This window comes from Streptomyces sp. NPDC047515 (assembly GCF_040643055.1).
Lineage (GTDB): Bacteria > Actinomycetota > Actinomycetes > Streptomycetales > Streptomycetaceae > Streptomyces.
In genome coordinates, this window is record NZ_JBEYTM010000032.1 from 13,950 (window position 1) to 26,718 (window position 12,769).

Consider the following 12,769-nt stretch of genomic DNA (forward strand, 5'->3'; position numbering starts at 1 on the left):
TCCTTCGGCCACCCCACGCCCTCCCGAGGTGATGACGTGCCGCCCGCCCGCTCCCACATCCGTGCGACCGCCGAGGCGCATCCGGCTCGGCATCCGCATGAGCGGGATGTCGCTCGTCAGGGTGCCGCACGACGGGACTCCACCGGCGGCATGGTGTGCAGCAGTTCCAGTCGGTGCTGGACGGCTTCGACCGCCCCGGCGCGCCGGCCAGGTACGTGGCGGCGCAATGAGACCAGGGGCGGGCCGAGTTCCCGGGCCCGCTGCGGGTCGCGAAGTTCCTGCCACTGGTGGTGGGCGCGGTCCACGGCGCCTTCTACGGCGGGGTCGTCCGGGGTCTGCTGCCGGGCGAGGCGGGCGTTGGCTGCAGCCATCCACAACTCGCAGCTGCGTGCCGGATCGCCGACCAGGCGAGCGAGGTCGGCCCGGACCTCCAGCCAGTGGATCGCCTGCACGGAGCCCGCGCCGTAGGCACGCAGAGCCCACCCCTCCCACATGGCTGCGAGCGACGCGGCCTCGCCGTGCCGCCCGGCGTGGGCGGTGGCAAGGATCGCAGGCAGTGGGTCCGATTCGGCCACCTCGTTGTCTTCCGGAATCGGAGCAGGTGCCGTCGGAACGGGTGCAGGTTCTTGGTGCGGCGGGTTCGGTACCTGGACAGTCGCCGCTGCAGGGGAGGGGGCGGCTGTGTTGTCGACGGCGAGGAACAGCGCGTCGTCGGGGCCGGCCTGGGCGGCGACCTGTTCGTGGAGCTGAGCGAGCGGCGGGTTGATGCCGCTGCGCCAGACGGTGGCGAGGGCCTTCAGGTAGAGCGGTTCTGCGATCCGGTGGCGGGGCGGCGGCGGGGCGATCCGGCCGAATACGCGGATCCCATGGCCGAGGACGAGACCCTCGGTACGGAGCTGCTGCCAGGCGTCCGGGGCAGCGACCATATCGATGACGACGGTGGTGGTGCCCGGTCGGCGCAGCTTGAGTTCGCCGGCCAGCCAGTGCCAGGGCAATGCGGTGTAGCGCAGGGTGGTCGGCGTGGTCCGGGCGAGTGCGAGGTGGATCAGGCGCTGTTTACGGTCGAGGTGGAGTTGTCCGGTGATGTAGAGGGAGAGTGGGCCTGGTGCGGCGGCTGTGGCGCGGATGCGGGTGAGGACGGTCTGCGGGTGGGTCGGGTCGGCGAGTTCAACGATGGTGGCTGCTGTCGTGCCGGTCAGGATGCTGGGCGGGACGGCCGCGAGCGTGGGCAGGACGCTGGTTGCGTCGATGAGACAGCCCTTGGCGGCCGGAGCTGCCGCGATCAACAGCGCGGTCCCGGATGCCGTGTCCTCCCCGTTGATCATCACAACTGCACCGTAGCGGCTGCCCGGCCTGTGCATGTAACCGGCGACCAACTCCCGTCCGATGAGCAGGGTGTAGACCTGCCCGGCAGGCATTCGAACCGGGCGCGTGCGGAACGCCTGCCTCCCTTTCTGCCCGGGGAACGGCGCTCCAGGCTCCCTGAGCACGGACGACGCTGCGCGCACTTGACGGTGTCGGCCGACGCGTCCCCGTCCTCGAAGCCCTGGGCCCGCACCCAGCAACCGTCCTGCGGCGCGACTGTTCGTCGCACGCGCGCCGCCCTCATCGCCGCAGTACCCGGATCGTTCAGGGCGTCGCCGCGGATACGACATAGACGACCGGGTTCATCGGATCGGTCATGTTCACGGTGATGTCCTGGGTGGGGCGCGGGCGCTCGTTGATGTGCGTGGTGCTCGCCCACTCGACGCCGGGCCCGAAGCTCCAGCCCGAGATCTTCTGGTCGCGGGCGCCGATGCCGACCTTTCCGGCCTCCAGGGCGGCACGGCCGCTGCCCAGTCGGCTCAGGAACCGGTCGAGCCCGGCGGACGTGGTGCGGAACTCCACGTACAGCCGGCTGGCCTTCCAGTTGTTGGTCTCGTAGTACCGCACGTCCAGGGAGTTGCCGGGCATCGGCAGCTCGAAGATCCGGCGCTGCAACCGGGACGGCCAGCCCTCGCGCAGTCCCTGCGCGGAGGCCTCGGCCTCCTTGTTCTGGCCGGAGCGGCGGCTCTGTCCGGCGGAGATCAGCAGATAGCCGGCCGGGATGCCGATGAGCAGCACGATGATGGTCGCCGTGATCAGACGGCGGCGGATCATCCGGCGCCGGTCCTGCGGCCGCTTGTCGTCGTCGGGCGGCGAGGACTGGCGCGGCAGGACGGGGTGCTCGGCTGCGGTCATGTCTCTGGGGATCCCTAGGAGGTGCGAGTGTTGCGCGTGTTCCGGATGGTGCTGGCGGCCTGGTCGTAGATCTGGGCGTACCGCTCGTACCGCTCGACGCGGCGACGGTTGGCACGACGGAATCTGCGGGCCACCAGCCGGGCCAGGTCGGCGGCGCCGACCATACCTGCCTCCGGGCCCAGCTGCGCCTTCGCGATCCGGGCCTCGGGGCGGTAGCCGCGGCCGGTGAGGTGGCGTTTGAAGGCGTCCCTGGCAGGGCCGATCAGCAGGTCGTCGGCGGCGCTGACGCCGCCTCCGATGACGAAGCAGGAGGGGTCGAGCGCGGCGGCGAGGTTGGCGATCCCGATGCCGAGCCACTGGCCGATGTCCTGGAGGAGCTCGACGCACATCGCGTCGCCCTCGCGGGCCAGTTCGGTGATGAGCGGCCCGGTGATGTCGGGAATGTTCCCCTGGACCCGCTCGATGATGCCGTGGGCCACCGGAGAGTCGGCCGCGGCCAGTTCCTTGGCCTCGCGGACGAGCGCGTTGCCGGAGCTGTACTGCTCCCAGCAGCCGCGGTTCCCGCACGGGCAGCGATGCCCTCCGGGAACCACCTGCATGTGACCGAACTCACCGGCGACGCCGTACTTGCCGCGCTTGACCTGACCGTCCTCCAGGATCGCGCCGCCGATGCCGGTACCGAGCGTGATCATGACGAGGTGGTCCTCGCCGCGGCCCGCACCGAAGCGCCACTCCGCCCAGGCGGCGGTGTTGGCGTCGTTGTCGACCATGACGGGGACGGCGAGGCGGGAGGCGAGGGCGTCGCGCAGCGGTTCGTCGCGCCAGGCGAGGTGCGGGGCGAACAGCACCTTGGAGCGGTCCGCGTCGACCCAGCCCGCCGCCCCGATGCCGACGGCGTGCACATCGTGCCGGTCGGAGAGGTCCAGGACCAGCTCGACGATGGTGTCCTCGACGACCTTGGGACTCTTGGACTTGTCCGGCGTCTCGGTGCGCAGCCGCTCCAGGATGTTGCCGTCGGCGTCGACGACGCCGGCCATCACCTTCGTGCCCCCGATGTCGATACCGACGGTGGGCACCCGTGGCGCCGTGAGGTGCGAGCGCCGCTCCCGGGTGCCTACGGTCCGCAGGACGGTGGCGCGGGCGGAGCCGCGGTGTGTGAAGTCGCGGTACGTGCTCATCGTCCCTGCAGGGTCTGGGGGGGCCGGAGGCGGTGCTCCCGGCGGCGGACGGCGCCCGTCGGGCTCGATTCTGCCACTGCCGGGGCGCCGCGGCGGGCGGACCTGTGGGGGAGCGCGGGTATCGGTCCGGGCTACCGCGGGTGGCCGGCGCCGGGGTGGCCGCCGAGACGGGTCGGCCCCGGGACCCGTTCCAGCTCGTGGCTGAGCTCCTCCAGCTCGCTGCCGCCCGCCATTTGGCGGGTCAGCTCGTCCAGGGTGATGTCCGCCCTCGTGTGGCTGCCGGACATGGCGCCCCGCTTGAGGAGGACGAAACGGTCGCCGACGAGAAACGCGTGGTGCGGGTTGTGCGTGATGAGGACCACGCCGAGACCCGCGTCGCGGGCGGCCGCGACGTACTTGAGGACGACCCCGGACTGCTTGACGCCGAGCGCCGCGGTGGGCTCGTCCAGGACGAGGACCTTGGCGCCGAAGTAGACGGCCCGCGCGATGGCGACGCACTGGCGCTCACCGCCGGAGAGCGTGCCGATCGGCTGGTCGACGTCGCGCAGGTCGATGCCCATGCGCAGCAGCTCGGAACGAGTCGTCTCGCGCATCAGCCGCACGTCGAGCCGTTTGAAGGGGCCCGCGCCGGTGGTCGGCTCGGAGCCGAGGAAGAAGTTGCGCCAGACCGGCATCAGGGGAACGACGGCCAGGTCCTGGTAGACCGTGGCGATACCCCGGTCGAGGGCGTCGCGCGGGTTGGCGAGGGTGGTCTCCTCGCCGTCGATGAGAAACGTTCCGGCATCGTGCCGGTGCAGCCCTGCGATGATCTTGATCAGGGTGGACTTGCCGGCTCCGTTGTCGCCCAGCACGCAGGAGATCTCCCCCGCGTGGACCTCCAGCGAGACGTCCTGGAGTGCCTTGATGTTGCCGTAGAACTTGCTGACGCGGTCCAGCTCGACGAGCGCCCGGTGGGGCGTCTCCTGGTCGGTCGGCCGGCCGGCCGGTGCCTGGGGGGCCGTCATTTCGTCGCCTCCGCGCGCTTGCGTACCCATGCGTTGAGCAGGGTGGCCAGGAGCAGCATGGCTCCGAGGAAGAACTTGAACCAGTCCGGGTTCCACTCCGCGTACACGATGCCCTTGCTGGTCATGCCGAAGATGAAGGCACCGACCGCGGAGCCGATCGCGGAGCCGTAGCCGCCGGTGATCAGACAGCCGCCGATGACGGCCGCGATGATGTAGATCAGTTCGTTGCCGACGCCCTCGCCGGACTGCACCACGTCGTACGAGAACAGCAGATGCTGCCCCGAGACCCAGGCGGCGAAGGCGACCCCGAGGTAGAGCCCGATCTTGGTACGGATCACCGGGACGCCGACCGCGCGGGCCGCGTCGGCCTCGCCGCCGACCGCGAAGATCCAGTTGCCGAAGCGGGTGCGGAGCAGGATCCAGGTGGCGATCGCGACGAGCACGGCCCACCACAGGATGGTGACCTTGAACTCGACGCCGCCGATGGTCCACTGCGAGGCGAAGACCCGACGGGCCGAGTCGAAGCCCTCCATGTCACCGATGGTCTTGGTCGACACGGTCCCGCTGATCAGCTTGGTGAAGCCCAGATTGAGACCGGTCAGCATCAGGAACGTACCGAGCGTGATGATGAAGCTCGGCAGTTTGGTCCGGGTCAGCATGAAGCCGTTGAAGGCTCCGATGGCCAGTGTGACCAGCAGCGACACGAAGACGCCGACCCAGACGTCGGCCGTCATCTGGTAGCTGAACATCGACGAGATCAGCGCGGAGCTGGTGACCAGCACACCGGCGGAGAGGTCGAACTCGCCGCCGATCATCAGCAGCGCCACCGGCGCGGCCATGATCCCGATGGTGGAGGCCGCGTAGAGCACGGTGCCGAGGCTGGAGGCGCGCAGGAAGCTGTCGGCGACGATCGAGAAGAAGATGAAGACGGCCGCGGCGCCGACCACCGAGCCCAGCTCGGGGCGGCCGAGCAGCTTGCGCAGCGGCGAGGTGCGCAGCAGCCGCTCGTCGGCCGCGGCCGGGGCGGATGGACCCGTCACCGTGCTCATCGGGTGCCCCGCTTCGTGTACTCGGCGAGTTCGGCGGCGTCCTTCGAGGTGATGATCTGCGGGCCGGTGAGAACCGGACGGCCACCGCCGAGCACATTGCCGTTGTAGCGGTGGAGCCAGAGCAGGTCCACGGCCTCGTACCCCTGGAGGTAGGGCTGCTGGTCGACCGCGAAGCCGAGGGTCTTGTCCTGGAGGGCCGTGGCGACCTTGGCGTTCAGGTCGAAGGTGTCGATCTCGGCCTTGCTGCCGGCGGTCTTCTTCGCCTTGACGGCGGCGTCCGCGAACGGGGCGCCGAGCGTGACGACCGCGTCGATGTTCTCGTCGGCCTGGAGCTTGGCCTCGATGGACGCCTGGACGTCGGGCATGTTGGTGCCTTCGACATACAGGTTCTGCATCTGCCCGTCGAAGGTCTTCTTCGCCCCGGCGCAGCGCTGCTCGTGGCCGACGTTGCCCTGCTCGTGCAGGATGCACAGGGCCTTCTTGCGGCCCCGTGCGTTGAGCTCGTCGCCGACCGCCTCACCCGCGATGGACTCGTCCTGGCCGATATGGGTGAGCGCGCCGAACTGCTTGGACTCCGCGGACCCCGAGTTCACCGTGATCACCGGGATACCGGCCTTGGTGGCCTTGGCGACGACGTCCTTCATCGCGTCGGGCTTGGCGAGCGTGACGATCAGCCCGTCGACCTTCTGGTCGATGGCCGCCTGGACGAGCTGGGCCTGCTGCTGTGCCTCGTCGTTGTGCGAGTAAAGGAACTTGATGTTGTCCTTGACGGCCGCCTGCTCGGCGCCCCGCTGGACGATGTCCCAGAACGTGTCGCCGTCGCCCGAGTGGGTGACCATGGCGAAGGTCCAACGGGGCGTGTTCACCGCGGACCGGCCCTCGGCGGCAGCCCGCGCCGCGCGCTCCTCCGCACGCTTGCCGCCGGTGCTGCTGCATCCCGCGAGGGAAGCCCCGAGCACCACCGCAAGCACGGCGCCCATCGCACGTACCCCTGTCCGAACCCTTGCCACGACGCCATGCCCTTCTTGTGCTGCTCGCTGTGCTGCCTGATGGGACCGGGGACGTTTCACACCCAGCCCGGCCGGCCAAGTATCCCCGAGCCGCCGACGGCGCCGCCCGGCAGGGCGGAGGTCGACGTTCCGCTTGATGGCCGTCCGGACGGCCGGGCCCGTTCCCCGCCTGCCTTCTTCCCCGGGCGGGAGAACTCGATACCGTCCCCGGCCGCCGTCTCTTTCACACCGCCGGGCACGATCTCCCGCAAGCCACCGCCCTCCCCCGGGTCCGCATCCGTCGCGGGCCCGGGTGACCCCCGTCACCGTACGAGCAACTGGAAGTCGAAGGAATAGCGCGAGGCGCGGTAGATGTGGGAACCGAACTCGACCGCGCGCCCGGTGTCGTCGAAGGTGGTGCGCTCCATCGTCAGCAGCGCGGCTCCCTCGGTCTCGGCGAGTGCGGCCGCTTCCTCCGCCGTGGCGAGCCGGGCGCCGACGGTCTGGCGGGCGCTGTGCAGGGTGATGCCGGCGCCGCGCATCATCCGGTAGAGGCCGGTGGTCTCCAGCCGCTCGGTCTCCAGGTCGACGATCCCGAGGGGCAGGTGGTTGCGCAGGAGTGCCAGCGGCTCGTCGTGCGCGTACCGCAGTCGCTCGACGACGTGCACGTCGGTGCCCTCGGCGACCCCGAGCGCGTCGGCGACCCCGGCGCCGGCGGGCTCGACGGTGTTGCGCAGGACGCGGGTCGCGGGGTGCCCGCCCGCCGCCTCCAGGTCGTCGTACAGGCTGCTCAGTTCGAGGGGGCGCCGGACCCGGCTGTGCACGACCTGGGTGCCGACGCCTCGGCGACGGACCATCAGCCCCTTGTCGACCAGTGACTGAATGGCCTGGCGCACGGTGGGGCGGGACAGACCGAGCCGGGCCGCGAGCTCGATCTCGTTGCCGAGGAGGCTGCCGGGGGCCAGCCGTCCCTGCTCGACGGCCGCTTCCAGCTGCTGGGCCAGCTGGTAGTACAGCGGAACCGGACTGGTGCGGTCCACACCGAGTTCGAGTGCGGTGGGGTCGGTGGTGGGTTTGGGCACGCGTGGAGGGTATCCCTCACGTCAGAACCTCCGGTAGTCCGGTAGTCCTGTTGTCCGGACAGCATGAAGATCGAACAAGCCTCGCCTTGTCAGGACATATGGTTGACAGCGCAGTCGGCGGGCGGCACGTTGGGTCCATGCGCATCGGACTCATCGGCACCGGCCGGATCGGTTCCTTCCACGCGGGCGTGCTGGCCCGCCATCCCGCGGTCGACGCCCTGGTGGTGACGGACACCGACGCGGCACGGGCGGCCGAGGTCGCGGACCGCCTCGGCGCGCGGACCGCGGGCAGCGCCGCCGAGGTGTTCGGCGCGGGTGTGGACGCCGTGGTGATCGCCTCGGCCACCTCGGCGCACGCGGACCTGATCGGGCAGGCCGCCCGCGCGGGGCTGCCCGCATTCTGCGAGAAGCCGATCGCCCTGGACCTGCCGGGGACGCTGGGCGCGCTGCGCGAGGTCGACCGGGCGGGCAGCGTCCTCCAGCTGGGCTTCATGCGCAGATTCGACGCCGGGTACGAGGCGGCCCGCACCGCGGTACGGGCCGGGGCGCTGGGCAGGCTGCACACCGTACGGGCCATGACCATGGACCCCGCACCGCCGCCCGCCTCCTACCTGCCGCTCTCCGGAGGGCTGTACCGGGACTGTCTGGTCCATGACTTCGACATGCTGCGGTGGGTGACGGGCCGTGAGGTGACGGAGGTGTACGCCACCGGGTCGGACGCCGGACCGGGGATGTTCCGGGCGGCCGGTGACGTCGACACGGCGGCGGCCCTGCTGACCCTCGACGACGGCACGCTGGCCACGGCGACGGCCACCCGCTGCAACGGTGCCGGTTACGACGTGCGGATGGAGCTGGCGGGCGAGCTCGGCCAGCTCACGGTCGGCCTGGACGACCGCACTCCGGTCACCTCGGCGGAGCCTCGGGGCCCCGCCGCGCCGCGCCGCCCCTGGCCGGGCTTCCTGGAGCGCTTCGCCCCGGCGTACGAGGCGGAACTGAACGCGTTCGTACGGGTGGTGCGGGGCGAGCTGCCCAATCCGTGCGACGGCCGGGAGGCGTGGTACGCGCTGCTGATCGCGGAGGCGTGCGAGGTGTCCCGGCAGGAGCGTCGCCCCGTGGCGATCGCCGAGATCGCCGATGCGGCGGCCGCCCGGTCCGGAGCTCACGCCGCGGGGTGAATCCAGCCCCGCCCCGTCCCCGGTGGCCGGGAACGGGGCGGAGGCGTCTCAGGACGGCGTGGCGGACAGCACGGTCCCCTGGGCGACCGCGCAGAGCGTCCGCGCCCCCTCCTCCCCCGTGGCGAACAGCTCGCAGCGGACCACGGCCTGCCGGCGGCCGGTGTGCACGACTTCGGCGCGGGCGACGAGTGTGCGGCCGGTGGCGGGCCGGACGTACTGGATGGAGAAACCGCCGGTCAGCACGGCCGGGCCGAGGGTCGTCCCGGCGGCGAAGGTGATCGAGTTGTCGGCGGCATAGGCCAGGACCCCGCCGTGCACGAAGCCGTTCTGCTGCTGGAGCTCCTGGCGGATGTCCACCTCCAGGGTGGCCGCACCGTCCCCGAAGGCGGTGATCCTCGCCCCGACCAGCCCGCTGAACGGCTGGCTGTCGAGCACCTTCTGTGCCATCTTCAGATCAAGTCCCGTCATGGTAAAGCTTTTTACCTCACCAACGGACGGGCAGCCCGCGCACCCCACGGATCAGCATGCCGGGGAGCCAGTCCGGCTCCCCGCCGTCCGTGTCCAGTACCAGACCGGGGCACCGCTCCAGCAGCGACCGGATCGCGATCCGGCCCTCCGTCCGGGCCAGCGGCGCACCCAGGCAGAAGTGGATGCCGTGGCCGAAGGCCAGATGCCCCTGGGCGTCGCGGCGGATGTCGAAGCGGTCCGGTTCCGGGTAGCGGCCGGGGTCGCGGTCGGCACCCGCCAGGGAGACCAGGACCGGCTCCCCCGCGGGAATGACCCGCTGCCCGACCTCGACCGTTTCGCGGGGAAAGCGGAACGTGGCGGTCTCCACCGGCCCGTCGTATCGCAGCATCTCCTCGACCGCGCCGTCGATCAGACCGAAGTCCGCACGGAGATCCGCCAGTTGGTCCGGGTGGTCGAGCAACGCCCGTACCCCGTTGGAGATCAGGTTGACCGTGGTCTCGTGCCCGGCGACGAGCAGCAGGAAGGCCATGCCCACGAGCTCGTCGGGCGACAGTCCGTCCCCCTCCTCGTCACGCGCCCTGACCAGCGCGCTCATCAGGTCCTCGCCGGGCGAGCACCGCTTGTCCTCGATGAGTTCGCCGAGATATGCCCCCATGGCGGCCACGGCCTCGCGCTCCTGCTGCGGCGTGGCCGGGGTGACAATGGTGTTCGACAGTCGGCGGAAGGTGTTGCGGTCCAGATCCGGCACACCGATCAGTTCGCAGATGACGGTCATCGGCAGCGGGAACGCGAGCGCGTCCACGAGATCGGCACGCCCGGCCGGCACCATCGCGTCGAGGAGTTCATCGGTGATCTGCTGGACGCGGGGGCGCAGGGCCTCGACCCGGCGGGCGGTGAACTCGCGGGTGACGAGCTTGCGCAGCCGGGTGTGGTGGGGTGCGTCGAGCTCCAGCATGTTGGCGAAGATCGGATCGTTCCCCTCGGGCCGGTCCACCAGCCCCTGCCACTCCTTGCCGAACCGCTGGTCGGCGAGGACGGCACGGCCCTCGTCGTACCCCACCACAAGCCACACCCGCTCGAAGTCGTCGGTACGGACGGTGTGCACGGGACCCGTGGCGCGCAACTTCTCGTAGTGCGGATAGGGATTCGCGGTGAAGTCCTTGACCCCGCGCAGATCGAAATCGACATGGACACTGGCATCGGACATGGGATCGCCCCTCCCGGTCTGATCGGCTCGATCGCTGGCGATCGACCGGTTCAGCCTATGTGGCCCGGTCTGCGCCGTCGTCGTCGAGCAGGCCCGCGTCATGCACCAACAGCGCGATCTGGACACGGTTGTTGAAATCGAATTTGGCCAGGATCCGGGACACCTGGGTCTTCACGGTCGCCACGCTGAGACAGAGCGTGGCGGCGATCTCGGCGTTGGAACGGCCCCGTCCGACAGCGATGGCGACCTCGCGTTCCCGTTCGGCGAGGGCCGCGATCCGCTGCCGCGCCCGGTCGGCGCGGTCCACCCGGTCACCTCGGCCGGGCCCGGGGCCGGTCCCGGCGGCGCGGGCCGTCAGCCGTCGGGTCACCGCGGGCGACAGCACCGGATCACCGGCCGCCACCCGCCGCACCGAGTCGACGATCTGCGCCGGAGGCGTGTCCTTCAGGACAAATCCCGCGGCTCCGGCGCGGATGGCCCGCAGCACCTGTTCGGCCCGCCGGCGACGGTGACGCCGACCTCGGTGCCCGGTGCGTGTTTACGGGCGTTGGTCAGGCCCTCCTGGGCGATGCGGTAGACCGTGCGGCCGGTGGCGGCGGGGGCCGCGGCGGGGTCGGTGACGCGGTTGTCGAGGACGACCCTCATACCGGCCGGCCGGGACTCGGCGATCAGGGAGTCCAGGGTGGCGAGGGTGGGCTGCGGCCGGTCGTCGTCGCTCTCCCCCGGGCTGCGCAGGACTCCGATGATCTCGCGGAGGTCCTGGAGCGCCTCGTGCGCGCTGTCCCGGATGACCCCGGCGGCCCGCGCCACCTCGGCCGGGGGTGCGTCGGGGCGGAATTCGAGGGCACCGGCGTGGACGCTGAGCAGGGTCAGCCGGTGGGCGAGCACATCGTGCATCTCCCGGGCGATGGCTTCGCGGGCCGGCCGCTGCGCCTGCTCGGCGCGGAGCTCCGCCTCGGTCTCGGCCCGGCGGGCCCTCGCGCAGCGTGACGACGAGCTGGCGCCGGACCGTACGACCATGCCCCGGCTGAGCACCAGCAGGGACAGCGCACACCGACGATCGTGGACGCGGTGAACGAGGTGCCCGGGTCGGGCCGCAGATACGGCTGCACGGGGGCCGTGATCAGAGCGAGTGCCCCGATGGCCGCGACGGGGTGGCGGGTGCGGCGGTGATGGTGGCGGCCTACCGGCTCAAGGAGTAGCAGGGTCCACCGCCCGGCGCCCCCAGCCGGTGCCCATCAGGACCAGCAACGCGCCCACCGCACCGAGGACGCCGAGCCGTTCACCGCCGATCGCGATGCCCACGGCGGCGGCCCACAACGGTTCCGTACCGAGCAGCAGACTGACCCGGGACGGCGAGGTGCGGCGCACCGACCACATCTGCACGAAGAAGGCGAAGAGCGTGCAGAAGACGGAGAGGAAGAGCAGCCCGCCCCATTCCCGGACCCCGAAGCCCGCGGCCACCGTCCACGGCGCCTCCCCGGTGCCGGGCGCGGCCGCGAGCACGGCGAAGACGGCGACGGCGCTGCCGAGCTGGACCGTGGTCAGCGACAGCGAGTCCGCCCCCTGCACCGACTTGATGCGGGCCATGAGCAGCACGTGCACGGTACGGGCGAGGGCGGCCACGAGCATCAGCAGGTCGCCCGCCGACGGGCTGGTGAATCCGCCGCCCTGGGTCAGCAGTGCCACACCGGCCACCGAGAGCCCTGCGGCGCCGAGAAATGCCCTGGGCGGCCGGACGCGGGTCACGGCGGCCTCGGCGAGCGGGGTGAAGATCATGGTGAGGCTGATGATGAGCCCGGCGTTGGTGGCCGAGGTGTGCACGACTCCGTATGTCTCCACCAGGAAGATCGCGCTGAGGACCAGGCCCAGCAGACCCGCTCCCCGCCACTGCGCCGCGCTCAGTGCCCGCAGGCCGCGTCGGCCGGCCACGGCCAGCACGGGCAGCACGGCGACGAAGCGCAGTACGAGGACGGCGACGACGGTCTGGGCGGTGGTGATGCCCTTGGCCGCGAGGTAGCTGGACCCCCAGACGACCGCCACGAGCAGTACGGGCAGATCGGTGAGCCAGGCACGGCGCGGCGGAGCGAGGGAGGGCATGGCGATCGAGGACACCTGGCTGGTTCTCCTGGTTCTCCGCAACGAGAAGAGGGCGGGAGTCATGTGGAGACCTCGACGGCTCACACGCGGAGCGCTCACCGTACCGGGCCGCACCCGCCGGCAGGAACACCTGTCTCACCAGCGGGAGTTCCGCTGCGTCGAACCGGCTTCCGCGCACGCGAAGGAGGAGAGATCGCCGTCCGGGGAAGCGGGGTGGGGGCGGACGGTCTCGTCGCCTCCGGGAGTGACCTCGCTCCGCGGCCGGCTGCGGAGGTGACCGCACTCCGTCGGTCCGGC

General features: G+C 71.3%; 11 protein-coding genes and 2 pseudogenes. 1 reads left to right on the plus strand and 12 read right to left on the minus strand.

All coding sequences use genetic code 11. The features are described from left to right. Nucleotides 1-116: 116 nt before the first annotated feature. The 7 genes from ABZ826_RS24440 to ABZ826_RS24470 form a co-directional block, all read right to left on the minus strand. Entirely contained in the window at nt 117-1,418 is a 1,302-nt protein-coding gene (locus ABZ826_RS24440) for a hypothetical protein (RefSeq protein WP_361452065.1), read from the minus strand. A 211-nt stretch (nt 1,419-1,629) separates the two neighbouring features. After that, nucleotides 1,630-2,220: a hypothetical protein gene (locus ABZ826_RS24445; protein ID WP_361452068.1), complete on the minus strand. Its 591-nt coding sequence runs from the start codon at nt 2,218-2,220 to the stop codon at nt 1,630-1,632. Nucleotides 2,221-2,234: 14 nt separating this feature from the next. Further along, entirely contained in the window at nt 2,235-3,398 is a 1,164-nt protein-coding gene (locus ABZ826_RS24450) for an ROK family glucokinase (RefSeq protein WP_361452071.1), read from the minus strand. A 131-nt stretch (nt 3,399-3,529) separates the two neighbouring features. Further along, complete coding sequence (locus tag ABZ826_RS24455) at nt 3,530-4,402, minus strand: ATP-binding cassette domain-containing protein (protein ID WP_361452074.1); 873 nt, start codon at nt 4,400-4,402, stop codon at nt 3,530-3,532. Further along, nucleotides 4,399-5,451, minus strand: coding sequence for an ABC transporter permease (locus ABZ826_RS24460; protein ID WP_361452077.1), 1,053 nt, complete (start codon nt 5,449-5,451; stop codon nt 4,399-4,401). Before ABZ826_RS24460 ends, ABZ826_RS24455 begins: the two co-directional genes overlap by 4 nt. Further along, complete coding sequence (locus tag ABZ826_RS24465; RefSeq protein WP_361452080.1) at nt 5,448-6,431, minus strand: sugar ABC transporter substrate-binding protein; 984 nt, start codon at nt 6,429-6,431, stop codon at nt 5,448-5,450. Before ABZ826_RS24465 ends, ABZ826_RS24460 begins: the two co-directional genes overlap by 4 nt. A 332-nt stretch (nt 6,432-6,763) precedes the next feature. After that, entirely contained in the window at nt 6,764-7,522 is a 759-nt protein-coding gene (locus ABZ826_RS24470; protein ID WP_361452083.1) for a GntR family transcriptional regulator, read from the minus strand. Between the two features lie 137 nt (nt 7,523-7,659). Between ABZ826_RS24470 and ABZ826_RS24475 the strand changes: the two genes are divergently transcribed. After that, nucleotides 7,660-8,697: a Gfo/Idh/MocA family oxidoreductase gene (locus ABZ826_RS24475; RefSeq protein WP_361452086.1), complete on the plus strand. Its 1,038-nt coding sequence runs from the start codon at nt 7,660-7,662 to the stop codon at nt 8,695-8,697. A 48-nt stretch (nt 8,698-8,745) separates the two neighbouring features. Here ABZ826_RS24475 and ABZ826_RS24480 read toward each other — a convergent pair whose 3' ends face one another. The 5 genes and pseudogenes from ABZ826_RS24480 to ABZ826_RS24500 all read right to left on the minus strand — a co-directional run bounded on the left by ABZ826_RS24480 (nt 8,746) and on the right by ABZ826_RS24500 (nt 12,487). After that, nucleotides 8,746-9,165 (minus strand): PaaI family thioesterase, encoded by a 420-nt coding sequence (locus tag ABZ826_RS24480; protein ID WP_361452089.1) that lies wholly within the window; start codon nt 9,163-9,165, stop codon nt 8,746-8,748. 16 nt (nt 9,166-9,181) lie between these two features. After that, the gene (locus tag ABZ826_RS24485) at nt 9,182-10,372 is read right to left on the minus strand and encodes a cytochrome P450 (protein WP_361452092.1); all 1,191 of its coding nucleotides are present in this window, start codon (nt 10,370-10,372) and stop codon (nt 9,182-9,184) included. A gap of 55 nt (nt 10,373-10,427) precedes the next feature. Beyond that, nucleotides 10,428-10,865, minus strand: a pseudogene (locus ABZ826_RS24490) (response regulator transcription factor); the annotation flags it as partial. Beyond that, nucleotides 10,865-11,544: pseudogene (locus ABZ826_RS24495) on the minus strand (histidine kinase); the annotation flags it as partial. The pseudogenes ABZ826_RS24495 and ABZ826_RS24490, both read right to left, overlap by 1 nt. Before the next feature lie 19 nt (nt 11,545-11,563). Continuing rightward, nucleotides 11,564-12,487: a DMT family transporter gene (locus tag ABZ826_RS24500; protein ID WP_361452241.1), complete on the minus strand. Its 924-nt coding sequence runs from the start codon at nt 12,485-12,487 to the stop codon at nt 11,564-11,566. Between the last annotated feature and the right edge of the window lie 282 nt (nt 12,488-12,769).

Coding starts and splice junctions, on each gene's coding strand:
- ABZ826_RS24465 (WP_361452080.1), bottom strand. CDS start 6,431: ATGGGCGCCGTGCTTGCGGTGGTGCTCGGGGCTTCCCTCGCGGGATGC.
- ABZ826_RS24455 (WP_361452074.1), bottom strand. CDS start 4,402: ATGACGGCCCCCCAGGCACCGGCCGGCCGGCCGACCGACCAGGAGACG.
- ABZ826_RS24445 (WP_361452068.1), bottom strand. CDS start 2,220: ATGACCGCAGCCGAGCACCCCGTCCTGCCGCGCCAGTCCTCGCCGCCC.
- ABZ826_RS24475 (WP_361452086.1), top strand. CDS start 7,660: ATGCGCATCGGACTCATCGGCACCGGCCGGATCGGTTCCTTCCACGCG.
- ABZ826_RS24460 (WP_361452077.1), bottom strand. CDS start 5,451: ATGAGCACGGTGACGGGTCCATCCGCCCCGGCCGCGGCCGACGAGCGG.
- ABZ826_RS24485 (WP_361452092.1), bottom strand. CDS start 10,372: ATGTCCGATGCCAGTGTCCATGTCGATTTCGATCTGCGCGGGGTCAAG.
- ABZ826_RS24450 (WP_361452071.1), bottom strand. CDS start 3,398: ATGAGCACGTACCGCGACTTCACACACCGCGGCTCCGCCCGCGCCACC.
- ABZ826_RS24440 (WP_361452065.1), bottom strand. CDS start 1,418: ATGCCTGCCGGGCAGGTCTACACCCTGCTCATCGGACGGGAGTTGGTC.
- ABZ826_RS24480 (WP_361452089.1), bottom strand. CDS start 9,165: ATGACGGGACTTGATCTGAAGATGGCACAGAAGGTGCTCGACAGCCAG.